Origin of the sequence: Streptomyces sp. NPDC053513 (assembly GCF_044544765.1) — a bacterium.
GTDB lineage: Bacteria > Actinomycetota > Actinomycetes > Streptomycetales > Streptomycetaceae > Streptomyces > Streptomyces litmocidini.
Map to the genome: position 1 here is coordinate 318,444 of NZ_JBITXP010000007.1, position 22,510 is coordinate 340,953.

At 72.1% G+C, this 22,510-nt stretch carries 23 protein-coding genes and 2 pseudogenes; 18 read left to right on the plus strand and 7 right to left on the minus strand.

Features of this window, described 5'->3' with window-relative positions:
- Positions 1-24: 24 nt before the first annotated feature.
- The 4 genes from ACIGW4_RS15280 to ACIGW4_RS15295 are packed head-to-tail and all read left to right on the plus strand — an operon-like array spanning position 25 to position 4,359.
- Positions 25-639: a dTDP-4-dehydrorhamnose 3,5-epimerase family protein gene (locus ACIGW4_RS15280; RefSeq protein ID WP_399580768.1), complete on the plus strand. Its 615-nt coding sequence runs from the start codon at positions 25-27 to the stop codon at positions 637-639.
- Positions 636-1,583: an NAD-dependent epimerase/dehydratase family protein gene (locus ACIGW4_RS15285; RefSeq protein WP_399580770.1), complete on the plus strand. Its 948-nt coding sequence runs from the start codon at positions 636-638 to the stop codon at positions 1,581-1,583. The genes ACIGW4_RS15280 and ACIGW4_RS15285 overlap by 4 nt, the downstream gene beginning before the upstream one ends.
- Positions 1,580-3,082, plus strand: coding sequence for an NDP-hexose 2,3-dehydratase family protein (locus ACIGW4_RS15290; RefSeq protein ID WP_359589579.1), 1,503 nt, complete (start codon positions 1,580-1,582; stop codon positions 3,080-3,082). The genes ACIGW4_RS15285 and ACIGW4_RS15290 overlap by 4 nt, the downstream gene beginning before the upstream one ends.
- Positions 3,079-4,359: a methyltransferase domain-containing protein gene (locus ACIGW4_RS15295; RefSeq protein ID WP_398706402.1), complete on the plus strand. Its 1,281-nt coding sequence runs from the start codon at positions 3,079-3,081 to the stop codon at positions 4,357-4,359. Before ACIGW4_RS15290 ends, ACIGW4_RS15295 begins: the two co-directional genes overlap by 4 nt.
- Positions 4,360-4,446: 87 nt before the next feature.
- Here ACIGW4_RS15295 and ACIGW4_RS15300 read toward each other — a convergent pair whose 3' ends face one another.
- On the minus strand, positions 4,447-4,899 hold the full coding sequence (locus tag ACIGW4_RS15300) for a nuclear transport factor 2 family protein (protein WP_123456832.1): 453 nt from the start codon (positions 4,897-4,899) through the stop codon (positions 4,447-4,449).
- A gap of 180 nt (positions 4,900-5,079) precedes the next feature.
- Between ACIGW4_RS15300 and ACIGW4_RS15305 the strand changes: the two genes are divergently transcribed.
- Both ACIGW4_RS15305 and ACIGW4_RS15310 read left to right on the plus strand, forming a co-directional pair.
- Entirely contained in the window at positions 5,080-5,859 is a 780-nt protein-coding gene (locus ACIGW4_RS15305; protein ID WP_123456833.1) for a cyclase family protein, read from the plus strand.
- Positions 5,860-5,929: 70 nt separating this feature from the next.
- The gene (locus ACIGW4_RS15310; protein WP_398706405.1) at positions 5,930-6,640 is read left to right on the plus strand and encodes a class I SAM-dependent methyltransferase; all 711 of its coding nucleotides are present in this window, start codon (positions 5,930-5,932) and stop codon (positions 6,638-6,640) included.
- Positions 6,641-6,703: 63 nt separating this feature from the next.
- On the opposite strand, the gene rfbA is transcribed toward ACIGW4_RS15310, so the two are convergent.
- Positions 6,704-7,585: a glucose-1-phosphate thymidylyltransferase RfbA gene (rfbA, locus tag ACIGW4_RS15315; protein WP_123456835.1), complete on the minus strand. Its 882-nt coding sequence runs from the start codon at positions 7,583-7,585 to the stop codon at positions 6,704-6,706.
- A 129-nt stretch (positions 7,586-7,714) separates the two neighbouring features.
- Here rfbA and ACIGW4_RS15320 point away from each other — a divergent pair, with 129 nt between their 5' ends.
- Positions 7,715-8,824, plus strand: coding sequence for a DegT/DnrJ/EryC1/StrS family aminotransferase (locus ACIGW4_RS15320; protein ID WP_359589581.1), 1,110 nt, complete (start codon positions 7,715-7,717; stop codon positions 8,822-8,824).
- A 24-nt stretch (positions 8,825-8,848) separates the two neighbouring features.
- Here ACIGW4_RS15320 and ACIGW4_RS15325 read toward each other — a convergent pair whose 3' ends face one another.
- Positions 8,849-9,226, minus strand: coding sequence for an antibiotic biosynthesis monooxygenase (locus tag ACIGW4_RS15325; protein WP_123456837.1), 378 nt, complete (start codon positions 9,224-9,226; stop codon positions 8,849-8,851).
- 113 nt (positions 9,227-9,339) lie between these two features.
- Positions 9,340-11,376, minus strand: coding sequence for a BTAD domain-containing putative transcriptional regulator (locus ACIGW4_RS15330; RefSeq protein WP_399580774.1), 2,037 nt, complete (start codon positions 11,374-11,376; stop codon positions 9,340-9,342).
- A 937-nt stretch (positions 11,377-12,313) separates the two neighbouring features.
- On the opposite strand from ACIGW4_RS15330, the gene ACIGW4_RS15335 reads away from it, so the two are divergent.
- The 3 genes from ACIGW4_RS15335 to ACIGW4_RS15345 are packed head-to-tail and all read left to right on the plus strand — an operon-like array spanning position 12,314 to position 15,122.
- Positions 12,314-13,606 carry a beta-ketoacyl-[acyl-carrier-protein] synthase family protein gene (locus tag ACIGW4_RS15335; RefSeq protein WP_398706411.1) on the plus strand — a complete coding sequence of 431 codons (1,293 nt, stop codon included), beginning with the start codon at positions 12,314-12,316 and terminating at the stop codon, positions 13,604-13,606.
- A complete protein-coding gene (locus tag ACIGW4_RS15340; protein WP_359589583.1) occupies positions 13,603-14,847 on the plus strand; it encodes a ketosynthase chain-length factor in 1,245 nt (414 codons plus the stop codon). Before ACIGW4_RS15335 ends, ACIGW4_RS15340 begins: the two co-directional genes overlap by 4 nt.
- A gap of 17 nt (positions 14,848-14,864) precedes the next feature.
- Positions 14,865-15,122, plus strand: coding sequence for an acyl carrier protein (locus ACIGW4_RS15345; RefSeq protein WP_399580775.1), 258 nt, complete (start codon positions 14,865-14,867; stop codon positions 15,120-15,122).
- 74 nt (positions 15,123-15,196) lie between these two features.
- Here the strand turns inward: ACIGW4_RS15345 and ACIGW4_RS15350 are convergent, their stop codons facing one another.
- Positions 15,197-15,565, minus strand: a complete 369-nt coding sequence (locus ACIGW4_RS15350; RefSeq protein ID WP_399580778.1) for an STAS domain-containing protein — start codon at positions 15,563-15,565, stop codon at positions 15,197-15,199.
- 214 nt (positions 15,566-15,779) lie between these two features.
- Between ACIGW4_RS15350 and ACIGW4_RS15355 the strand changes: the two genes are divergently transcribed.
- The gene (locus ACIGW4_RS15355) at positions 15,780-16,592 is read left to right on the plus strand and encodes a VOC family protein (RefSeq protein ID WP_123456842.1); all 813 of its coding nucleotides are present in this window, start codon (positions 15,780-15,782) and stop codon (positions 16,590-16,592) included.
- Here the strand turns inward: ACIGW4_RS15355 and ACIGW4_RS15360 are convergent.
- Complete coding sequence (locus ACIGW4_RS15360; protein ID WP_398706412.1) at positions 16,589-16,984, minus strand: J domain-containing protein; 396 nt, start codon at positions 16,982-16,984, stop codon at positions 16,589-16,591. The two genes, ACIGW4_RS15355 and ACIGW4_RS15360, sit on opposite strands and share 4 nt — an antisense overlap.
- A gap of 237 nt (positions 16,985-17,221) precedes the next feature.
- On the opposite strand from ACIGW4_RS15360, the gene ACIGW4_RS15365 reads away from it, so the two are divergent.
- From ACIGW4_RS15365 to ACIGW4_RS15375, 3 genes are all read left to right on the plus strand, one after another.
- Positions 17,222-17,617: a hypothetical protein gene (locus ACIGW4_RS15365; RefSeq protein WP_398706413.1), complete on the plus strand. Its 396-nt coding sequence runs from the start codon at positions 17,222-17,224 to the stop codon at positions 17,615-17,617.
- A gap of 50 nt (positions 17,618-17,667) precedes the next feature.
- On the plus strand, positions 17,668-18,102 hold the full coding sequence (locus ACIGW4_RS15370) for a hypothetical protein (protein WP_399580782.1): 435 nt from the start codon (positions 17,668-17,670) through the stop codon (positions 18,100-18,102).
- Positions 18,103-18,199: 97 nt separating this feature from the next.
- Positions 18,200-18,562, plus strand: a complete 363-nt coding sequence (locus ACIGW4_RS15375; protein WP_123456844.1) for a DUF5335 family protein — start codon at positions 18,200-18,202, stop codon at positions 18,560-18,562.
- Between the two features lie 193 nt (positions 18,563-18,755).
- On the opposite strand, the gene ACIGW4_RS15380 is transcribed toward ACIGW4_RS15375, so the two are convergent.
- On the minus strand, positions 18,756-19,181 hold the full coding sequence (locus ACIGW4_RS15380; RefSeq protein ID WP_123456845.1) for an Hsp20/alpha crystallin family protein: 426 nt from the start codon (positions 19,179-19,181) through the stop codon (positions 18,756-18,758).
- Positions 19,182-19,391: 210 nt separating this feature from the next.
- Here ACIGW4_RS15380 and ACIGW4_RS15385 point away from each other — a divergent pair.
- The 4 genes and pseudogenes from ACIGW4_RS15385 to ACIGW4_RS15400 form a co-directional block, all read left to right on the plus strand.
- A pseudogene (locus ACIGW4_RS15385) lies at positions 19,392-19,901 on the plus strand (Hsp70 family protein); the annotation flags it as partial.
- A 138-nt stretch (positions 19,902-20,039) separates the two neighbouring features.
- Entirely contained in the window at positions 20,040-20,699 is a 660-nt protein-coding gene (locus ACIGW4_RS15390; RefSeq protein ID WP_399580784.1) for a nucleotide exchange factor GrpE, read from the plus strand.
- A 30-nt stretch (positions 20,700-20,729) separates the two neighbouring features.
- Positions 20,730-21,737: a DnaJ C-terminal domain-containing protein gene (locus ACIGW4_RS15395; protein WP_399580787.1), complete on the plus strand. Its 1,008-nt coding sequence runs from the start codon at positions 20,730-20,732 to the stop codon at positions 21,735-21,737.
- A gap of 169 nt (positions 21,738-21,906) precedes the next feature.
- Positions 21,907-22,358: pseudogene (locus ACIGW4_RS15400) on the plus strand (type VI secretion system ATPase TssH); the annotation flags it as partial.
- Positions 22,359-22,510 lie beyond the last annotated feature (152 nt).

Consider the following 22,510-nt stretch of genomic DNA (forward strand, 5'->3'; position numbering starts at 1 on the left):
ACCACCAGCAACGAGGACGGTGTCATGCAGTCACGACAGCTCGCCGTGGACGGCGCGTTCGAGTTCCGCCCGAAGGTCTTCACCGACGAACGGGGGCTCTTCGTCTCCCCCTTCCAGGAGACCGCCGCCCGACAGACCCTCGGCCACCCCCTGTTCCCCGTGGCCCAGACCAACCACAGCCGCTCCCGGCGCGGAACGGTCCGGGGCGCCCACTACACCCTCACGCCCCCGGGCATCGCCAAGTACGTCTACTGCGCGCGCGGCCGTGCCCTGGACATCGTCATCGACGTCCGGGTCGGCTCGCCCACCTACGGCCGCTCGGAGGCCGTCCTGCTCGACCAGGAGGACTTCCGCGCGGTCTACTTCCCGGTGGGCGTGGCCCACGCCTTCGTCGCGCTGGAGGACGACACCGTGATGTCGTACATGCTCTCCGGCGAGTACGTGCCGGAGAACGAGCTGGCCCTCTCCGTTTTCGACCCGGCGCTCGACCTACCGCTGCCGACGGACATCGACCCGGTCATGTCCGAACGCGACCGGGCCGCGCCCACCCTGGAGACGGCCGAGAAGTCCGGCACGCTCCCCGAGTACCGCAGGTGCCTGGAGATAGAGCGGGCGTTGTGCGGCGGCCCGGCCCGGTGACCGCCGAACGCGAGCCCGCCGTCGCCGTGTTCGGCGCGACGGGCTGCGTGGGCCGCGCGGTGGCCGCCGCGTTCGCCCGGGTCGGCCGGCCGGTCGTCGCGGTGGCGCGCCGCCGGCCCTCCGGCCGGGCCGGCGGCCGGTTCCTCGCCCTCGACGCGGCCGCCGCCGACCCCGCCGTACTCGCCGGCCTGCTCGCCGACGCGGGCGTGGACACCGTGGTCAACGCGGCCGGCGGCTGGGTCACCGGCGAGACGGCGAACGAGCGCGCGCACGTCCTCCTCGTCGACAACCTGCTCGCCGCGCTCGCCCGGGCACCGAGGCCGCTCCGCCTGGTGCAGATCGGGTCCGTCCACGAGTACGGCCCGCTCCCCGTCGGCACCGCCGCCGACGAGACGCGCGTGCCACGCCCCGTCTCCGCCTACGCGCGCACCAAACTCGCAGGCGGTGAGTCCGTGCTCCGGGCCACCCGCGACGGACTCGTGGACGGGGTGGTGCTGCGCGCCGTCAACCTCTGCGGCCCGGGCACGACGGACGTCGGCTTCCTCGGCGCGGCCGTCCGCCGGCTGCGCGCCGCCACGCCCGACCGGCCGGCCGAGCTGACCGTCGCCGACGCCCGCCGTGACTTCCTCGACGTACGGGACCTGGCCGCGGCCGTCCTCGCGGCCGCCACCGCTCCCGTCGCCGGACAGGTCGTCAACGTGGGCCGCGGCGAGGCCGTCCCCGTGGCCCACCTGCTCGACCTGCTCATCGCGGCGGCCGGCCCACCGCCCGGAGCGGTCCGGCTGCGCACCGCGCCCGTCGACTCCCGGGGCGGCGACTGGACCCTGGCCGACATCGGCCGCGCGGCCCGGCTGCTGGGCTGGCGGCCGACGACGGACCTGCCCGAATCGATCAAGGACATGTGGGACGCCTCAGGCGCGGACCACGCTGTGGAGCAGCCATGACCGAAGCCACCACGCACCCCGCGCGCCGGCCGCGCGGCTCCGCCCCTCCGCGCGCCGCCACACCCCTCCGCGTCGCCGCCTCGGCGTACGCACGGGAGGGCGGCCTCACCGCGCACTCCACGTTCCACGACTGGTACGCCGAGGCCGGTGAACGTGCCTTCGCCCGGGTGGAACGGGTCCCGCTCGACGAGCTGGACGGCTGGGAGACCGACCCGGGCACCGGCAACCTGCGCCACCACACCGGCGGCTTCTTCACCGTGGAGGGCCTGGAGGTGCGGATGCCGGCCGGCGCCGTGCCCGCCTGGAGCCAGCCCATCATCAACCAGCCCGAGGTCGGCGTCCTGGGCATCCTCGTCAAGGAGTTCGACGGGGTCCTGCACTGTCTGATGCAGGCCAAGGTCGAACCCGGCAACGCCAACGGCGTGCAGATCTCCCCGACCGTGCAGGCCACCCGCAGCAACTACACCCGCGTCCACGGCGGCCGCCCCGTACCCTATCTGGACCTGTTCCGGGACCCGGGCCCGCGCGGCCCGCTCGTCGACGTACGCCAGTCCGAACAGGGATCGGCCTTCCACCACAAACGGAACCGGAACATGGTCGTCGAGGCCGACGGGGACGTGGAGGTCCACGACGGCTTCCGCTGGCTGACCCTCGGCCAGCTCCACCGGCTCCTCGCCGAGGACGACCTGATCAACATGGACGCCCGTACCGTCCTGTCCTGTCTGCCCTTCGCCCACGAGGAGCTGGCCCGGGAATTCGGGCCGCCCGCCGACGCCTTCCGGGCGGCCCTCTTCCGCTCCTGCGACCCGTACGCGGAGGCCCGGCACCCCATGAGCGCCGTCCTCAGCTGGATCACCGAGGCCCGCACCCGCACCGTGGTCCGCGCGCGCCGCGTCCCGCTGGCCGGCCTGCCCGGCTGGCACCGCACCCCGGAGCGGATCTCCCACTCCACCGGTGCCTTCTTCGACGTGATCGGCGTACGCGTGGAGGCCGGCGGCCGGGAGGTCGCCCGCTGGTCCCAGCCGATGATCGAACCGCACGGCACCGGCGTCGTCGCCTTCCTGACCCGGTCCATCGACGGGGTGCTGCACGTCCTGATGAACGCCCGGGTCGAGGCGGGGTACATCGACGTCGTCGAACTGGCGCCCACCGTCCAGTGCACCCCCGCCTCCTACGAGCACCTGCCGAGGAGCGCCCGGCCGCGCTTCCTCGACGAGGTGGAGCATCCGGACCCCGCGCGGGTCCGGTTCCACTCCGTCCTCTCGGAGGAGGGCGGACGCTTCCACCACGCCCGCAACCGCTATCTGATCGTCGACACCGACCTCGACGTCCCGCCCGACGATCCCGACTACCGGTGGATGACCGCGCACCAGCTCGTCGAGCTGCTGCGGCACAGTCACTACCTCAACATCCAGGCTCGCAGTCTGGTGGCCTGTCTGCAGAGCCTGCTGATGCCGGGGGAACCGGCGCCGACCGCGGAGAGGAAGGTCCGGACATGAACGCCGCCGCCGACCACGAGGAGAACGTACGGCCGGTCACCCGTTGCCGGGTGTGCGGCGCCTCCGACTGGCAGGAGATCGTCTCCTTCGGCGAGGTGCCGCTGGCCAACGCCTTCCTGGCACCGGCCGCCTCCTACGAGGACGAACCCGCCTACCCGCTGGGCGTGATCTCCTGCCGCTCCTGCCGGCTGATGAGCGTCACCCACGTCGTCGACCCCGAGGTGCTGTACCGGAGTTACAGCTACGTCACCTCGGACTCCGAGACCATCACCCGCCACATGGAGTTCGTCGCCGCCACCTGCCGGGAACGCGGCGGGCTCGCACCCGGTGACCTCGTGGTGGAGCTCGGCAGCAACACCGGCCAGCAGCTGGCCGTCTTCGCCCGGGACGGCGCCCGCGTGCTCGGCGTCGACCCCGCCCGGAACCTGGCGGCGGTCGCCAACGAGCGCGGGACACCGACGCTCCCCGAGTTCTTCACCGCAGCCACCGCCGAGATCGTCCGCCGCTCCCACGGCCCCGCGCGCCTCGTTCTCGGCCGGCACGTCTTCGCCCACATCGACGACCTGGCCGGGGTGCTCGCCGGCGTGCACGCCCTGCTCGCCCCCGACGGGGTCTTCGCCGTCGAAGTCCCCTACGCGGTGGACCTCCTGGAGAAGCTCGCCTTCGACACGATCTACCACGAGCACCTGTCGTACTTCCTGGTACGCACCCTGGACACCCTCTTCACCCGCCACGGCCTGAGCCTCTTCGACGTGGAACGGCTGCCGGTCCACGGCGGCTCGCTCCTCGTCCTCGTCGGCAGGCCCGAGGCGGGGCGCCCCGTCACCCACGCCGTCTCCACCCTGATCGAGGCGGAGAAGCGCGCCGAGCTCGGGAGCGACGCCGGCTACCGGGAGTTCGCCCGGGGCGTGCGGGCCATCCGCGAGGAGCTTCCGGCCCTGGTGCGCTCCCTGGTCGCGGAGGGCCATCGGGTCGCCGGCTACGGAGCCTCGGCCAAGGGCACCACGATCCTCAACATCTGCGGCCTGGGGCCGGCCGAGGTGGCCTACTGCACCGACACCACTTCGCTGAAGCAGGGCAAGGTGCTGCCCGGGACGCACATCCCGGTGCGCAGCCCGGAGGACGCCCGGGCCGATCCGCCGGACGTCTACCTGATGCTGGCGTGGAACTACGCGGAGGAGATCCTCCGCAAGGAGGCGGAGTTCCTGCGCGCGGGCGGCCGGTTCGTCCTCCCCTTCCCCAAACCGGTGATCGTCTCGGCCGACTCCGTCCGCTGACCGCGCGGGGCGGACAGGGGGCGGGGACGGTGCACGCGTGGGGCCCGGCGGACGTCACGGAGACGTCCGCCGGGCCCCACGCCGGCGTCAGGGCCGGTCGTCGCGGGTCACGTACCGCTCGCGCACCCGCCACTCCCCGTCCTCGACGACCAGGACGTCCTCGCACACGCACATGAGCAGCAGCTTCGGCGCCTCGTCCCGGCGCGTCGCCACCACCTGGACGTACGAGCGCACCCGCACCGAGCCGTCCGGCTCGGGGTCGCCCACCGCCGCCGTGGTCAGCAGGTGCCGGCGCGCCTCGCCCTCGGCGGCCAACTCCTCGTGCGCCTTGCGGACCCCGGCCGCGAGGGCGGCGCGTCCGCGGACCGGCTCGGGCAGGGAGGGCGGCGCGAACAGGCCGTCCTCGGTGAAGGTGGCGGCCCACGCCTCGGCTTCACCCGAGTCCAGCAGGTGCATCTGCCGGGCGTGGAACCGCTGGATGCCGGCGCTGAGCGACGCGTCCGGGCCGAGCGGCGCGTACGGGGGGCCGACGGTCTCCATCAGGGATCTCCCTCCTCGCCCGCGGGGTCGCGGGTCGCTGCCGCAGATGCTCGCGCGCCCCCTTGGAGCCGGGCTCGTACCCGAACCGGTCCCCGGCTCCAGTACGGCTCCACCGTTGTTCCGGCCCCGGTCGGGAGGATCCCCACCCTGACGGCGGCCCCGACCCCCTGGAGGTGCGATGTGAGGATCGTCGACCTGTCCTCGCCGGTGGACGCGGCGCTCTGGGAACCCGATCCCGTGGAGCACCACGTCCTCACGCCCCGCGAGGGCGCCCTGCACATGAGCGAGGAGATGCGCACCCACTTCGGCGTCGACTTCGACCCCGACGAGCTGGCCGACGGCGAGTTCCTCTCCCTCGACCGCCTCACCCTCACCACCCACACCGGCACCCATGTGGACGCGCCCTCCCACTACGGCTCCCGGGCCGGCTACGGCGACGGCGTGCCGCGGCACATCGACGCCATGCCGCTGGACTGGTTCCTGCGCCCCGGCATGGTGCTCGACCTCACCGACGCGCCGACGGGCGTGATCGGTGCGGACCGGCTGGAGAAGGAGTTCGCCCGCGTCGGCCGCCGCCCGAACCCGCTGGACATCGTCCTGCTGCACACCGGCGCGCAGCGCCACCGGGGCACGCAGCGGTACTTCACCGACTTCGCCGGCCTCGACGGACCCGCCGTCCACCTGCTGCTCGACCTGGGCGTCCGGGTCATCGGCACGGACGCGTTCAGCCTGGACGCCCCCTTCCACGACATCATCGCCCGCTACCGGGCCACCGGGGACCGCTCGGTGCTCTGGCCCGCGCACATGATCGGCAGGGACCGCGAGTACTGCCAGATCGAACGGCTGGCCAACCTGGAGGCCCTGCCCGGCGCGGACGGCTTCCAGGTCTCCTGCTTCCCCGTGAAGATCGCGGGCGCGGGCGCGGGCTGGACCCGCGCGGTCGCACTCGTCGACGCATGAGCCCCACCGGCCCGCGCGCCCGTCGCGGGTCCCCGCCGCCCGATCCCGGGCACGCACCCTAAGGAGGCCGATGTTCGGACACGACCTGGCGGACGTCTACGAGTTGGTCTACCGCTCCCGCGGCAAGGACTGGGCCGCGGAAGCCGCCGAGATCGGCACGCTGATCAGGGAACGCCTGCCCGCGGCGGACTCCCTGCTGGACGTCGCCTGCGGCACCGGCGCCCATCTGGAGGCCTTCGACGGCCTCTTCGGGCACACCGAAGGCCTGGAACTCTCGGCGGCGATGCTGGAGCGTGCCACCGGCAGGCTCCCCGGCGTACCCCTGCACCAGGGCGACATGCGCGCGTTCGACCTCGGGCGGCGCTTCGACGCCGTGGTGTGCCTCTTCACCGCCATCGGCTATCTGCGGACCCTCGCGGACATGCGGGCGGCGGTCGCCACGATGGCCCGTCACCTGCGGCCCGGCGGGCTGCTCGTCGTCGAACCGTGGTGGTTCCCCGAGCGCTTCCTGGACGGCTACGTGGCGGGCGACCTGGCGAGCGACGAGCACCGGACGGTCGCCAGGATCTCGCACTCGACCCGCGAGGGCCGGACCACGCGCATGGAGGTCCGGTTCGTGATCGGCGAGGCAGGGGGCATCAGGGAGTTCACCGAGGTCGACCTCCTCACCCTCTTCACGTGCGAGGAGTACCTGGCCGCCTTCGCCGACGCCGGCTGCCCGGCGGAGTACCTCCGGCCGGAGTGGACAGCGCGGGGCCTCTTCGTCGCGCGCCGCGGCTGAGACCCCGGGAGCCGCGGGGCTCCGGTCCCCGCGGTTCCCGGGCGCGCGCCGCCCGGGAACCGCTCACACGGCGGTGGCGAGCTCGTCGGCGATCGCCATCACATAGCGGCCGTACGCCGAGTTGCCCAGCCGCGCGCCCAGCCGGTGACCGTCCTCCGGAGCGATGAACCCCTTCCGCAGGGCCACCTCCTCCACGCATGCGATCCGCACCCCCTGCCGCTCCTCCAGGGTCTGGACGTACTGCGCCGCCTGGAGCAAGGACTCGGGGGTCCCGGTGTCCAACCAGGCGAAGCCCCGGCCGAGTTCCCGCAACCGGGCCCGTCCGCACTCCATGTACAGGCGGTTCAGGTCGGTGATCTCCAACTCGCCACGTGCCGAAGGACGCAGTTCCGCGGCGCGCGCGACGACGTCGTTGTCGTAGAAGTAGAGGCCGGTGATCGCGCGGTTGGAGCGGGGCCGGGACGGTTTCTCCTCGATCGAGATCAGCTTTCCGTCCGCGTCGGTCTCGCCCACCCCGTACCGCTCGGGATCGTGTACCTCGTAACCGAACAGAAGGCATCCCTGAAGATTCTCCCGTTCCTGTCGGAGCACCTCGGAGAATGAATGCCCGTGAAATATGTTGTCGCCGAGCACAAGAGCCACGGAATCGTCGCCGATGTGGTCGGCGCCGATGACGAAGGCTTCCGCGATCCCGTTCGGCTTGGGCTGCTCCGCGTAGTCGATCCGGAGCCCCAACTGGCTGCCGTCGCCGAGTAGTCGCCGGAACTGAGGGAGGTCGTGCGGGGTGGATATGATCAGGATGTCCCGGATGTCGGCCAGCATGAGCACCGAGAGCGGATAGTAGATCATCGGCTTGTCGCCGACCGGTAAGAGCTGCTTGGAAACGGCCAGCGTGATCGGGTGCAACCGGCTTCCCGTGCCCCCGGCCAGAATGATTCCTTTCATGCCGGAGATGCTATCCGCGCGATATCCGGAGCCACAAGGACGGCAATCCGGCGTCGAGGTGCAATCGAGGTGGATGCGAGCGGTGTCCGCTGGACTCTGTGCCCATCCGAGCGGAAATGGAGAAAACCTGTGACCATTCGTGTCTGGGGATATCTGGACGAGTACGCGGCAGAACGCGAGGAGATTCTCGACGCGGTCGACACCGTCTTCGGCTCAGGCCGCCTCGTCCTCGCCGACAGCGTCCGGTCGTTCGAGGAGGAGTTCGCCGCCCGGCACGGAGTCCCGCACTGCGTCGGCGTGGACAACGGCACCAACGCCGTCAAACTCGGCCTGGAGGCGCTCGGCGTGGGACCGGGCGACGAGGTGATCACCGTCTCCAACACCGCGGCCCCGACCGTGGTGGCCATCGCCGGCACCGGCGCGACCCCGGTCTTCGTGGACGTCCGCGAGGACTACCTCATGGACGTCTCCCAGGTGGCGGCCGCCATCACCCCGCGCACCCGCTGCCTGCTCCCGGTCCACCTCTACGGCCAGTGCGTCGACATGGCCCCGCTGGAGGAACTCGCCGCGAGGCACGGCCTCGCCGTCCTCGAGGACTGCGCCCAGGCGCACGGCGCCCGCCACCACGGCCGGATCGCCGGGACCATGGGCAGGGCCGCCGCCTTCTCCTTCTACCCCACGAAGGTCCTCGGGGCCTACGGCGACGGCGGCGCCGTCGTCACCTCCGACGCGGAGGTGGACGGCGCGCTGCGACGGCTGCGCTACTACGGCATGGAGGAGCGGTACTACGTCACCGGCCTGCCCGGCCACAACAGCCGGCTGGACGAGGTGCAGGCCGAGATCCTCCGTCGCAAACTCCGACGGCTCGACGATTACGTGGCGGCCCGCCGCGAGGTGGCCCGGCGCTACGCCGAGGGGCTCGCCGACACCGACTTGATCCTCCCCGAGACCGCCCCGGGCAACGAGCACGTCTACTACGTGCACGTCGTGCGCCACCCGCGCCGGGACGAGATCATCGAGGCCCTCCGGGAGCGTGACATCGAGCTCAACATCAGCTACCCCTGGCCGATCCACACGATGACCGGCTTCGCGCACCTGGGCTACCGGGAGGGCTCCCTGCCCGTCACCGAACGGCTGGCCCGTGAGATCTTCTCGCTGCCCATGTACCCCTCCTTGACCACGGACGCGCAGGACAGGGTCATCGAGGCCCTGCGCGACGTCCTCAAGACCCGGTCCTGACCGCACGCCGCGGGCGCACCGCCGTCAGTGCCCCGCGTCGGCGGCCGTCACCGACAGCCGGGCCGTGAACAGCCCGTTCGCGCTCCGGCTGAGGGCCCGCAGCGCGGCGGCGTGCGGGGCGAACTCCGGGTGACGTACGGCCCGTCGGAACGACGCCCGGTCCGTCCACACGGCCAGGTTCACGTAGACGACCGGATCGTCCACCTCCCGCAGGAGACTGTGCCGGACGAAGCCGGGCTGCCGCGCCATGAAGGCGGAGGTCCGGGCGAACACCTCCTCGAACTCCTCGGCCGTCCCGTGCACGGTGAACCGGTTCACGAAGGTCACCTCGGGACCGTGTCCGGAGGGGCCGGACGTACCGGCTTCGTCGTCGACGTCGGAGCGATGTTCCTCGTTCGGCATGGGAAGGCCTTCCTCGTCTCGTCGTGTCCGTCCGGCGGCCGCGGACGCGTGGCGGCGAGCCTGCCAGCCGTCCGTTGAGAACGTCTCGACACCGGCTGGGCCGTGCCGCGGGCTCATCCGGCGGCCACCTCCTCGACCGCGGACGCCCCCGGGGCGAGCGTCTCCTCCAGCCGCTCCTTGGCGTACGCCCGGGTCAGGCGGTCGAAGGCGTAGCGGCCGACTCCGTCGGCACAGTGGTCCGTGACCAGCAGGTGGTTGTCCGCGAGAACCTCCAGGACCGCCTCCAGTTCCGGCACCGGCCGGCTCAGCAGCTCCGCGGCCTGTGCCGCGGAGAAAGGCGTCTCGCCCATCATGCTGAGCAGCCGGAAGACCCCCTGCCCCGCATGGGTGAGCCCGGCGTAGCTCGCGTCGAACCGGGACCGCACGTCCAGCTCGCCCAGCCTGGCCACGTCGAGGATCCGCGGCGTCGCGTCGAGCTGGTCGGCCAGCGCCGTCAGCGAGAGGCCGGGCCGGGCCGCGAGCCGGCCGCCGACGCAGCGCAGGGCCAGCGGATGGCGGCCCAGCAACTCGGCGATCCGGTGGGCGGCCCCCGGCTCCCGCTCCACGCGCCGCCTGCCCGCGAGGGCCGCGAGGATCTCCAGGGCCTCCTCCAGGGGCGGGGGGTACAGCTCGACGCGCTTGGCCTCGACCAGCGCGGTCATCCTCCGGCGACCGGTGACGAGCAGCGCGCAGCGGGGGTCGGCGGGCAGCAGGTGCCGTATCTGGGCCGAGCTCGCCACGTCGTCCAGCAGCACCAGCACACGGCGGCCCGCCGTACGGGACCGGAACAGCGCCCCGCACTCCTCCAGACTCTCCGGCATCCGTGAGGTCGGGACCTCCAGGGCCCGCAGGAAGCCGCGGAGCACCTCGGCGGGGTCGCGCGGATCGGGAAAGGAGCCGCGCAGGTCCGCGTAGAGCTGGCCGTCGGTGAAGCGCGGACGGAGCATGTGTGCCAGATGGACGGCCACCGCGCTCTTGCCGACCCCGGGAGGTCCGGTCACGACGCCGATGCGGGCCGCCGTGCCCTCGGCGCCCGGTCCGTCGGGCTCGCGCAGCGCCGCCTTCAGGTCCTTCAGTACGTCGTGTCGGCCGACCAGCCCCGCGAGTCCGGCGGGCAGCTGGGCCGGTGTCCCGATCGACTCCCGCAGTTCGGGGTCGCCGGCGCCGGGAACGGGCGGAGCCGGGTGGGTGGTCAGCGGACCGGGCCCGAAGGAGAGGGAGGGCGTGGGCGCGGGTACGGGGACCGGAGCAGGGGACGGCGGGGAGCCGACCGCCGGAGCCGGAGCCGGAGCCGGAGCCGTGTCCGGGCCGGGCGAAGGGGCGAGGGCAGGGGAAGGGGAGGGGGAAGGGGAGGGGGAAGAGGAAGGGGCGTGGGGCGGGGCGGGTTCGGCCCGTGGCCGCCGCGCGGGCCCCGGGGCTTCGGCGGGGGAGTCGGAGAGCAGGGTGTGCTGCAGGCGCGCGAGTTCCTTGCCCGGTTCCAGGCCCAGCTCGTCGATCATCTTCTGGCGCAGGCTCTGGTACACCTCCAGCGCCTCGTGCCGACGTCCGGACCGGTGCAGGGCCAGCATCAGCAGCCCGTGCAGGTGCTCGTGCAGCGGGTGGGCGAGCACCAACGACTTGAGTTCGCTGATGAGTTCACGGTGCCTACCGGTTTCCAGGTCGACCTCGATCCGCAGTTCGAGGATGCGGAAGCGCAGCTCCTCCAGGCGGGTCACGTAAGAGAAGAGACGTCCCCCGGTCTCGACGTCGGCGAGCGCGGGCCCGCGCCACAGGGCCAGGGCGCGTCCGAAGCTCTCCGAGGCGCCTGCGGAGTCGCCCTGTTGGAGGAGCTTCTGTCCTTCCTCGGCCTGCTCTTCGAACCTGCTGACGTCCAGGCTCGACGCCGGAACGGTCAGGCTGTACCCGCCCGGCTGGGTGTGGAGCAGGTTCCCGAGCCCCTGCTTCAGCAAGAGTTTGCGGAACTTGTAGATGTACGTCTGCAGGGTGGTCACCGCGCTCGGGGGCGGGAGTTCGGGCCATAACTCGTCGATCAGCTCGGAGGCCTGCACCACGGTGTTGTGCCGCAGCATGAGCAGGGAGATGACCTGGCGCGGCTTGGGCGCGGTCGGCATGATGTTGCGACCCTGCCAGAGAATTTCGACGGGACCCAGAAGCCGGAACTCCAAGATGTTTCCTCCCGATGTAAGTCATGCGCAGCCTGTCGTGCTCCCCACGTCCGCCCGCGGCGGTTCGGTCTGGGCGCGCCGGCCCGGGGACGGGACCGGGGTGAAGGCAAGGGGCTCGTGAATGCGTCAATGCGGTCCGGGGGCGCGGCAATCGCGCTCCTGCCTGTCTCTTTCACATCGCCTCCCGCAGCGGTGCCGTGCTCCTCGTGCGGGAGCGCGCACTTCGCCGTCGACCGTGATCACCTCGACTTCACGGTAGATCCTTGAAATCGACTGGTCAATGTCCTCCCGTGGATTCCAGGGGCCGTGGTGCGTCACCGGCAACCGGCTCGGAATGTCCTTTTTGTGAAGCCCGGACTCGTGGCACCTTGGAAAAGTTCCCGTAAAGCCGCGCTCGTCTCCGAGTGGCCAATATCCGGCCCCCTCGTCGACTTCGCGTTCGACGGGGATTCGCCCTTCCAACTGGTGAGTCGGGGCCGAGGCGTATGCCGGAAGCTGATGCGCACGGGTACTTCTTCCCGCCACGTGCCGCGTGCCGTTGCCCCGCCCGAGGGGCTCGCCGGCCGGTCGAAGTTCCTCCCGTCGTACGCCGGAACCGCGACAGAGTGCCCGGTCGGAGGGGTGTCCGAGGCCGACCCGAGTCCTCGGTTCGAGCGTTCCTCCAGCGAGATTCCAACGGAGGCGCGTCGCACCGGCACCCCCGGCCGACCCGTCCGACACCCTTCCGCCGCCCGTGTCAAGGCTCTCCGCCCCCCTCCACGCGCCATTGAGCTGAATGCGAGGCATTCCGCGCACCCTCGCTCCGTGGACATTTCTGTTGAAGCCGACACGGGGCTGTGCTCCGTAATGTGCGGGGCAAAGGCTCCGGTGGAGGGGGAGGCGGATGAAAACAACAGTTAATCGCCGTGCGGTCATCACAGGAATAGGGATCGTGGCCCCGGGTGCCATCGGGGTGAAGCCGTTCTGGGACCTTCTGACGTCCGGTCGCACCGCCACCCGCACCATCACCGCGTTCGACGCCACCGCCTACCGTTCCCGAATAGCTGCGGAATGTGATTTCGACCCCTCGGCGGAAGGCCTGACACCCCGGCAGATCCGCCGTATGGATCGCGCTGCGCAATTCGCGGTCGTCGCGGCACGGGAAAGCATCGAGGACAGCGGGATCGACCGCGACGCCCTCGACGGTTCCCGGATCGGAGTGGTCATCGGCAGCGCCGTCGGCTGCACCACGAGTCTCGAGAACGAGTACGCGGTCGTCAGCGACAGCGGTGGCGACTGGCTGGTCGACCACACCTACGCCGTACCGCACCTCTTCGACTACTTCGTACCCAGCTCCATCGCCGCCGAGGTCGCTCACGACCGCATCGCGGCGGAAGGGCCCGTCTCGCTCGTCTCCACGGGGTGCACCTCCGGACTGGACGCGGTGGGCCGGGCCGCCGATCTGATCGTGGAGGGGGCGGCCGACGTGATGGTGGCCGGCGCCACCGAGGCGCCCATCTCGCCCATCACCGTGGCCTGTTTCGACGCCATCAAGGCCACGAGCCCCGACAACGACCGCCCGGCCGAGGCCTCCCGGCCCTTCGACCGCACCCGCCGGGGCTTCGTCCTCGGCGAGGGGGCCGCGGTCTTCGTCCTGGAGGAAAGGGAGCACGCCCTCCGCCGAGGCGCCGAGGTGTACGCGGAGATCACCGGATTCGCCAGCCGCAGCAATGCCTTCCACATGACCGGTCTGCGGCCCGACGGTCTGGAGATGGCGGAGGCGATCCGGGTCGCGCTCGCCGGGGCCCGTACGGAAGCGTCCGCGATCGACTACGTCAACGCCCACGGCTCGGGGACCAAGCAGAACGACCGCCACGAGACCGCTGCCTTCAAGCGCAGCCTCGGGGAGCACGCCCGCCGGACCCCGGTCAGCAGCATCAAGTCGATGCTCGGCCACTCCCTGGGCGCCATCGGCTCCCTGGAGATCGCCGCCTGCGCCCTCGCGATCCGCCACGACGTGGTCCCGCCCACGGCCAATCTGCACGAGCCCGACCCGGAGTGCGACCTCGACTACGTACCCTTGGAGGCCCGCCCCCTGCCGGTGGAGAACGTCCTCACGGTCGGCAGCGGATTCGGCGGCTTCCAGAGCGCCATGGTGCTGTCCGGGCCCGACGCGCGCGGACGGTCGGCCGCGTGAGCGCGGACGCGGTCGTCACCGGGATGGGGGTGCTGGCCCCGACCGGCCTGGGCCACGCCGAGCACTGGACCAACACCCTGCGCGGCGCCTCGGCGATCGGCCCCGTCACCCGCTTCGACGCCGAGAGCTACCCCAGCCGGCTGGCCGGCGAGGTGGCGGGCTTCGTCCCGGAGGACCATCTGCCCAGCCGCCTCCTGCCCCAGACCGACGACATGACCCGGATGGCCCTGGTCGCCTCCGACTGGGCCCTGGCCGACGCCGGGGTCGACCCCGCCCGGCTGCCGGAGTTCGGAGCGGGCATCGTCACCGCGGCCTCGGCGGGCGGCTTCGAATTCGGCCAACGGGAGCTGCAGAAGCTCTGGGGCAGCGGCCCCGAACACGTCAGCGCCTACCAGTCCTTCGCCTGGTTCTACGCCGTCAACACCGGCCAGATCTCCATCCGGCACGGGCTGCGCGGTCCGGCGGGCGTCCTGGTCACCGAACAGGCCGGCGGACTCGACGCCCTCGGGCAGGCCCGCCGCCAGCTCCGCCGGGGACAGCCGATGGTCCTCGCCGGGGCCGTGGACGGGTCCCCCTGCCCCTGGGGCTGGGTGGCCCACGTCAGCACCGACAGGATGAGCGAGGAGTCCGACCCTGCCCGCGCCTACCGGCCCTTCGACGCCGAGGCGGGCGGGTACGTGCCGGGGCAGGGCGGCGCCCTGTTCGTCCTGGAGGACGAGGAGAGCGCCCGGGACCGCGGGGCCGGCCGCCCCTACGGGCGGCTGGCGGGTTACGCGGCCACCTTCGACCCGCCGCCCGGTTCGGGACGACCCCCGAACCTGCTGCGGGCGGCGCGGGCCGCCCTCGACGACGCCGAGCTCCGCCCCGAGGAGGTCGACGTCGTCTTCGCGGACGCGGCGGGCACTTTGGAGGAGGACGCCGTCGAGGCCGAGGCGCTGCGCGTGCTCTTCGGCCCCCACGGGGTCCCGGTGACCGCGCCCAAGACCATGACCGGCCGCCTCAGCGCCGGCGGCCCCGCACTCGACGTGGCCACGGCCCTGCTGGCGCTGCGCGAGGGCGTCATCCCCCCGACCGTCAACGTCGCGCGACCGCTGCCCGCGTACGCCGTCGACCTGGTGACGACGGCGCGCCGGGCTCCGCTCGCCACGGCGCTGATCCTCGCCCGAGGGCGGGGCGGATTCAATTCGGCCCTCGTCGTGAAGGGCCCGCGCCGGTCCGGCCGGGCCGCCTCCCACAAGTGACAGGAGAACAGACGACCATGAAGCAGCTGACGACCGACGGACTCATGGAGATCATCCGGGACTGCGCCGGCGAGGGCGATCCGGTCGAAGCCACCGACCGTCCCGAGGACCTCGAATTCACCGCCCTGGGGTACGACTCCCTGGCCCTGCTGGAGACGCTGAGCAGGCTGGAGCGCGTGTTCGGGGTGGCGATCGAGGATGAGGAGTTCGCCCGGGCCAAGACCCCGGCCCAGCTCACCACTCTGGTCAACCGCCTTCTTGCCGAATCCTCCTGACCCGGACCGAGGGGTCGGCCGACCTGCTCGCGGACCTCTCGGTCGCGCTTCCGTACGGGAAGCGGGACGCTTGATCACTTCTGGCCGGTTCTCGTCCCCACAGACTGGCCGGCGGCCTGGGCCAGGCTCTCGTACAGGGGCAGGGAGTCACTCAGCCCCCTGGCCTCCCACAAGCGCCTGAACGACGGCTTCCGGCTCACGAGCCGGAGCCCGCCGGACCGCTGCCTGGCCTGGCGGTCCGCGGCGACGAGTACGGCGAGGCCGGCCGCGTCACAGAATTCCAGGCCGTTCAGGTGGACGATCACATGCGCCGGGTCGTGGGTGCCGATGACCTTGTGCAGGCGCTTTCCCAGCTGCTCACGGGTCTCGAAGTCGAGCTCGCCCGAGACCTCGATGACAGGAAATCCGTCGTAGTGGTAGGAGGAGACAGAAAGGTAGTCCATGGGGGCCGCCTCCCTCCGCCCGCGGCCGCCTTGCCGCTTTTCCGAGGGGGGTAAATCATGAGAATCGTCTGGTCAACACAATTAGGTAGTTCTCTTCCTGCCGCCCGTCAAGAGGCTCTTGGGCGGGCGGTGACCTCTGGTGGACGACCGGGGCCGGCGCGACGGAAGGCGCCGCCCACCCGCGGCGTACACCGGCCGGAAAGGAGAGCGACCCATGGTCCTCGTCACCTCCGATCTGATCGGCGCACCCTGCTGGCTGAGCCTCGCGGCGCGAGATCGGAGCGCCGCCGAACGGTTCTACAGCACCGTTCTGGGCTGGTCTTTCCGGCGGGGCACACTGGGCCGGGCGTTCTCCGTCGCCGAGGTGGACGGCACGCCGGTGGCCGGGGTCGCCGCCGTCGCCGGTGAGTTCGCGGTGCCCGTCGCCTGGACGCCGTACTTCGCGGTCGACGACGCCGACGTCGCGGTGGCGAGGGTCCGGGAACGCGGCGGTACGGTCGGCGTGGGCCCGGTCCCCTACCCGCCGAGCGGGCGGGCGGCTCTGGTCGCCGACCGCGAGGGCGCGACGTTCGGGATCTGGGAGGGGCGCGTCCTGTCCGACTGGCGGGTCGGCGGACAGACCCCGCTGTGGCTGGAGCTGCACACCCGCAACGCGTTCGACGCCGCCCTCTTCTACGGAGAGGTCCTCGACTGGGGCGCCGAGGGCGCGGGCTGCTGCGACATCTCCTACGAGGAGGACCAGGTCGTCCTCCGGCGCGACGGCAAAGCCGTGGCGCGACTCAACAGCGGGCCCGTCGAGGAAGCCGCCCCCAAGCCGCACCTGCGGCCCCGCTGGCTGGTCCACTTCACGGTCCCGTCGCTGGAGGCGGCCACCGCATCGGCGGTGGAGAACGGCGGCACGATCGTCCAGGACGGCCCGTGGCCGGCGGGGAAGGGGCAGGCGACACTGCGCGACCCGGACGGCGCGCTGTTCACCCTCGACCAGGCGTCGGCGGCACCGTGGCCCCAGCCGTCTCCCGCCCGCTAGAACCCGATGCGGACGGGCCCCGCCTCGAGCCATGCACCGCGGTGCCGCGGCGTCGATGCCGGGCCGACGACCACGACGTACACAGCTCGTACGGACGGCCGTGCGGGGCGCCCGGTGTGCCGCACCGGCACCGCGGCCGCGGGCGTCGCCGCTCCGTGTGGGGAACCGGCCGCGCGGTGCCTGTCGTACTCCGCCCGTTTCCGGGCGTCACGCAGCGTGCCGTAGGCGGTCATCACCTCGTCGAGCTCTTGGGGCTGGGCCCGTCGCTCCGGGTGGGCGTCCGGATGCAGAGCGCGGACCGATGCGCGGTAGGCGCTCGTGATCTGCTTGACCGAGGCGGTCGGGTCGACGCCGAGCACCGCGTAGTAGTCCGGTCGCCTGGATGCGGTCACATTTCTCGCCTCCTGCGTTCCTGCCGGAGCCGGAGGGGCCGACAAAAAGGCCTCCCACACGTTCATAGGCCGCCGCGGGCGCAGATTCAAGAGGTACCGGCCGTTGTTCCCGAACGGCCTCCTTGTCGTAAGGCCATTCGAGGTCAGGCATGAACCTCTGCTGTATTTTGTCGACATAATTGCTCGAAGGGAGAGGAGACCGTAACCCGTGCCGGACCGGGGAAAGAGGTGAGAGAGATGATCATCGAACTCGCACTCGAGCGGGTCCAGTTCACCTGTGGGCACTGCTGGCACGAGTGGAGCACCGATTACGACGTCCAGCAGTACCGGGACGGTCAGGGCGGCGACTGGGAGTACTTCTCGCGCGACGGTGTGGCCGTGCCCTCGCCGTACACCCCTGCCGGTGCCGCCCCGTGCCCGGGGTGCGGTCGCAGGTGGGTGGGCCGCATCCTCGCCCGCAGGCGTATTCCGGCGGCCCCCGGACCCGCTGACACCCCGCGCGAGAGCATCGTCGACGCGCCCGGCCACCGCCCCGAGCGGCATGGCGCTCCGCTGCTCGGCGCGTCCGCCCACAGCCAGCCGCAGCAGTTCGGGCCGCCCATGGAGCGCGCCGGGGCGGCGGCGACCGGCTGAGCGCACCGGTACACGGAGGTCTCCCGCGTCAGAGGAGGAGGTCGAGGGCGGTGCCCCACTTGCTGGTCCAGAACGACGACGTGGTCGTACGGCTGTCATGGAGGGAGGCGCTCCTGGCCCGTCGCAAGGGCGTACGGGTTCCCCTCGGAGACGTGCGGGAAGCCTGGGTCGAGCCGGACTGGTGGCGGGCCCTGCGGGGGACCGCCGAACGAGGTCGCTGCCGCCCGGGGCGCTTCTGTACGGGCACCAGGCGGCATGCGGCCGGCGTCGACTTCGTCGCCGTCCGGGCTCCGGGCCCGGTGGCCGTGGTGGAACTGTTCCCGGGCCGCCGGTTCGCCCGCCTCGCGGTGTCCACCGTCGACTCGGACGGTGCGGTGCGGGCGGTCCGGCTCGCCGCCCGCCGGCACGGGGAGGACCGCCGGTCCGGCAGCGCCGGCACCGAGGTCGCCGCCTCGCGGCAGCCGGACACCGACGCGGCCACGTGAGGCGGAAGCCGGGAGGGCGGAGGCGGGGGAGGGGCGAGAAGAGGACGAGGACGGAAGGCGACGATTCGCCAGAAGCGTGTGGAGGAGGATCGAGGTCATGGCAGGCAACGACGTGTCCGACCGCGGTCACTGGGTGACCGCGCTGGAGGAGCTCACCGAGGCGCAGGGCGGGCGCCTCGTGAGCATCGAAGTGCTCGACATGGCGATCGGGCACCAGTACGAAGCCGAGCGGCTGCCCTTCTCGTACCTCACGTACGACCCGAAGGACGACGTGGTGATCGTCGCCGTCGGCGGTGACTCGCCGCGTTATCCCGTCGTGCTGCGACACATGGTGCGGCACCCGAGAGAGATCGACGTCTCGACGGTGGACGTTCCCGAGCCGGCTGTCAGAGTCGTGGATCAGGACGGTGCCGCCACCCTGATCACCTTCTTCCCGGGCGCGGCCGGTACGGAGTCCTGAGAGGTCCTGTCCGGGCACGCCCGGGCGGTCTCCGTAGGCGCGGCAGCCGCAGCGGGACATGCGGGCACGTCGCTTGCGGGGACATGCGGGGCTTGCGGGCGCAGCCGGGTCCCACGGCGAGCCGGCGCCGTGGGACCCGGCTGCGGGTGCCCGCCGTCCCGGGCCCGGTCCGGCGGGACGCCCCTTCACCCCGTCACGGCTGCAGTTCCCTGTCCGCGCGCTTGCCGGTGCCGATCCGGATCTTGCGCGGCCTGGCCTGTTCGCCGATCGGGATGCGCAGGCTGAGCACACCGGCGTCGTACGTGGCCTCGATGTTCTCCGTGTCCAGCGTCTCCCCGAGGAACAGCTGGCGACTGAACGTGCCGGTGGGGCGCTCGGAGATCACCGTTTCCGCGCCTTCCTTGATCTCCGGCTTCCGCTCGGCCCGGACGGTCAGCACGTCCTTGTCGACGTTCAGGTCCAGGGAATCGGCGTCGACGCCGGGCAGGTCGAACTTGACCCACACCGCGCCGTCCTCGCGCCAGGCGTCCATCGGCATCGCCGCGGGCCCCTGCGCGCCGTTGAACACGCGCTGAGTGAGTCGGTCCAGCTCACGGAAGGGATCGGTCCGCATCAGCATCTGATCATCAACTCCTTCGCGTGTGTGCCGTTCGATCGCGTGCCGACGCTTCTTGTATAACTCTCGGCATTCTTCTTGACAAGAGGAGGCTCAAGTTTTATCCCGTGGATATATGAACTTTGTGGAGCCAGGGCGATGACCCGGTCCCTGCGAGCAGGCCGCGCCCGGAGGCAGGACGCGCTCGGAGCGAGTAGTGCGTGGAGGCGAGCGATGGCCAAGGCTGTGGGTATCGATCTTGGTACGACGAATTCCGTGGTCGCCGTCCACGAAGACGGCCGACCGGGGGTGATCACCGACAGCGAGGGCGGCCGCACCACGCCGTCGGTGGTGGCGTTCACCGAGAGCGGTGAACGGCTCGTCGGGCAGATGGCGCGCCGCCAGGCCGTACTGAATCCCCAAGGCACCGTCTACTCGGCGAAGCGGTTCGTCGGCAGGCGCCTCGACGAGATCGACGTGGAGGCGGAACGGGTCTCCTACGAGGTCGCCGCCGGTCCGAAGCACCTCACGACCACCGTGACCCGGTCGACCTTCGAACAGCTCACCGGCGATCTGGTCGAACGGCGCACGGGACCGGTCCGGCAGGCGATGGCGGACGGCGAGGTGACCCCCGACGACCTCGACGAGGTGATCCTCGTCGGCGGATCGACCCGAATCCCCGCGGTGCGGGCGCGGGTGCGACGGCTGACCGGCGGCAAGGACCCCAACATGTCGGTCAACCCCGGCCCGGCGAAACCTTCACGACTGCCGAGGACGACCAGGACGACGTGATCGACGCCGACTTCAGGCCTGAGTGACGGGCCTGGCGCGGTGACGGAGCGCGAGGAGAGCCGGACCGGATTGCGGAGTGGGTGATCGACGATGAAGGACGAGACACGGGAACCCGAGGCCCCGACGAGGGACACGGCGGGGTACGACGGGGCAGAGGACCAGGCACGGGAGCACGGCCCGCGACCGGGCCCGGCCAGCGCCGGCGAGGACCGACGGAGCCCCGAGCCCGCCGTCGGCTCCGGCGAGGTCCGCCCGGGGGCCGAGGACGCCGACGGCTCCGGTGCTGCTCCCGTGCTGCCGGAGCTCGACGTCGAGGAGCTGCACGGCCGGTGGCAGCGCGCCGTGGCGGAGACGGAGAACCAGCGCAAGCGCTACGAGCGGCGGTTGGAGGAGGTACGTCGTGCCGAGCGCGACCGGGTGAGCGAGGCCTGGCTGCCCGTGGTGGACCACCTCGAACTGGCTCTCCAGCACGCCGCGGCCGACCCGGAGGCGATCATCGCCGGTGTGGAAGGGGTGTGCCGGCAGGCCTACGCCGTGCTCGCCCGGCTCGGCTACCAGCGGATCGCGGCGGTCGGCGAACCCTTCGACCCCGTCCTCCACGACGCGGCGCAGGTCCGTCAGGAGCCGCAGACCGCGCCGGGCACCGTCGTCCAGGTGCTGCGCGCCGGCTACGGCAGCGACCGCGGCCTGCTGCGGCCCGCGACGGTGGTCGTGCAGGCCGGACCGGACGAACGAGAGGCACGGAGCTGAGAGGCACGACAGGAATCGGTGGTGTGGTCGATGGCGCAGACGAACCGTGACTACTACGACGTGCTGGGGGTGTCCCGTACCGCCGGTACGGAGGAGATCCAGCGCGCGTACCGGAACCTGGCCCGCCGCTGGCACCCCGACCTGAACGAGGACCCGGCCGCGGAGGAGCGCTTCAAGGAGATCGGCGAGGCGTACGAGGTGCTCTCCGATCCCGACCACCGCAAGCGCTACGACCGGTACGGGCATGCCTGGCAGCAGGTGCCCGAAGGCGCCGCGGCCGGACCCGGCGGGCCGGGCGGCCCGTTCGGCGCGGGAGGCGGCCGACGGGTGTACGTCGACACCGGCGGCGGACCCGGCTTCGCCGGCGGATTCGGTGCGACCGGCTTCGGCGGCACGGACTTCGAGGACCTGCTCGGCGGACTGTTCGGCGGCGCCGGTGGCCGAACCGGCGCCGGTGGACGCGCCGGCACCGGCGGATTCGGGCGGATGCCCGGCGCCGACCGGGAAGCCGAGATCACGCTCGGCGTCGAGGACGCCTACACGGGCGGCCGCAGGCGCATCACCTTCGACACCGCCTCCGGGCCGCGCGGCTACGAGGTCACCATCCCGCCCGGTGTGACGGACGGTCAGCGCATCCGGCTGGCGGGGCAGGGAGGCGCAGGCAGCGGCGGCGGCCCCGCCGGTGACCTGTACCTGCGGGTACGTCTCGCCCCGCACCCCCGCTTCCGGGTGGAGGGCCGCGACATCACCGTCGACCTCCCCGTCGCACCGTGGGAGGCCGCGCTCGGTGCCTCGGTCCCCGTGGACACTCCCGGAGGAACGGCCCGGGTCGACCTGCCGCCGGGCTCCTCCAGCGGCCGCCGGCTCCGGCTGCGGGGACGCGGCATGCCCAACCCGCGCGGCCCGGCCGGTGACCTGTACGCGGAGGTGAGGATCGCCGTTCCCGCCGACCTGACGCCCGCCGAGCGCGAGCTGTTCGAGCGCCTGGCCGCCCGGTCCCGCTTCGACCCGCGCGCCCCAGCCGGCGGAAGGGGATGAGCACCCATGGCGCACCACCACCGCAACCGCTACCCGCTCGCCCGCGTGACCGCCGTGTACGGCGCGTACCCGGCCGGCGTCGGCATCGACGAGTTCGCCGCCTTCACCGGCCCGCACCCGACCTGGTACGCCGCCACGTCCCCCTGGCCCTCCTGGAGCCCGGCACCGACGCACCGAGATCGTCTCGATGCCCGCCGAGCTGGACCAGCTCAGCCGCCGCGTGCGCCGCCTGGAGATCGAGGAGGCGGCCCTGGCCGAGGAGGAGGACCCGGCCGGCCGCGACCGCCTGTCGGAGCTGCACCGGGAACTGGCCGGCTGCCCGAGCTCGAGCGGCGCCTGCGAGCCGAAGAGGACCGGCTCGCCGTCAGGCAGGGCGGACGCCGCCTGCTGCGCGAGGTCGTCACCGAGGATGAGATCGCCTCCATCGTCTCCCGCTGGACCGGCATCCCGGTCAGCCGCCTCCTCGAGGGCGAACGGAAGAAGCTGCTGCGCCTCGACGAGATCCTCCACGAACGCGTGATCGGCCAGGACGAGGCAGTGCAACTGGTCGCGGACGCCGTCATCCGAGCCCGCTCCGGGATCAAGGGCCCGCGCCGCCCCACCGGTTCCTTCCTGTTCCTGTTCGTCGGCCGCGGCGGGAAGAGCCCGGGGTGGGACGTTCACCCGGGTGCGCCGATGCCGGTGGGCGTCGAGCAGTCGTCGATTATCAGGGCCGGCTCCGCCGCCGAGTCCGAGGGCGCTCAGTGCCGGGGACGCGGCTCGACGGGACGCGG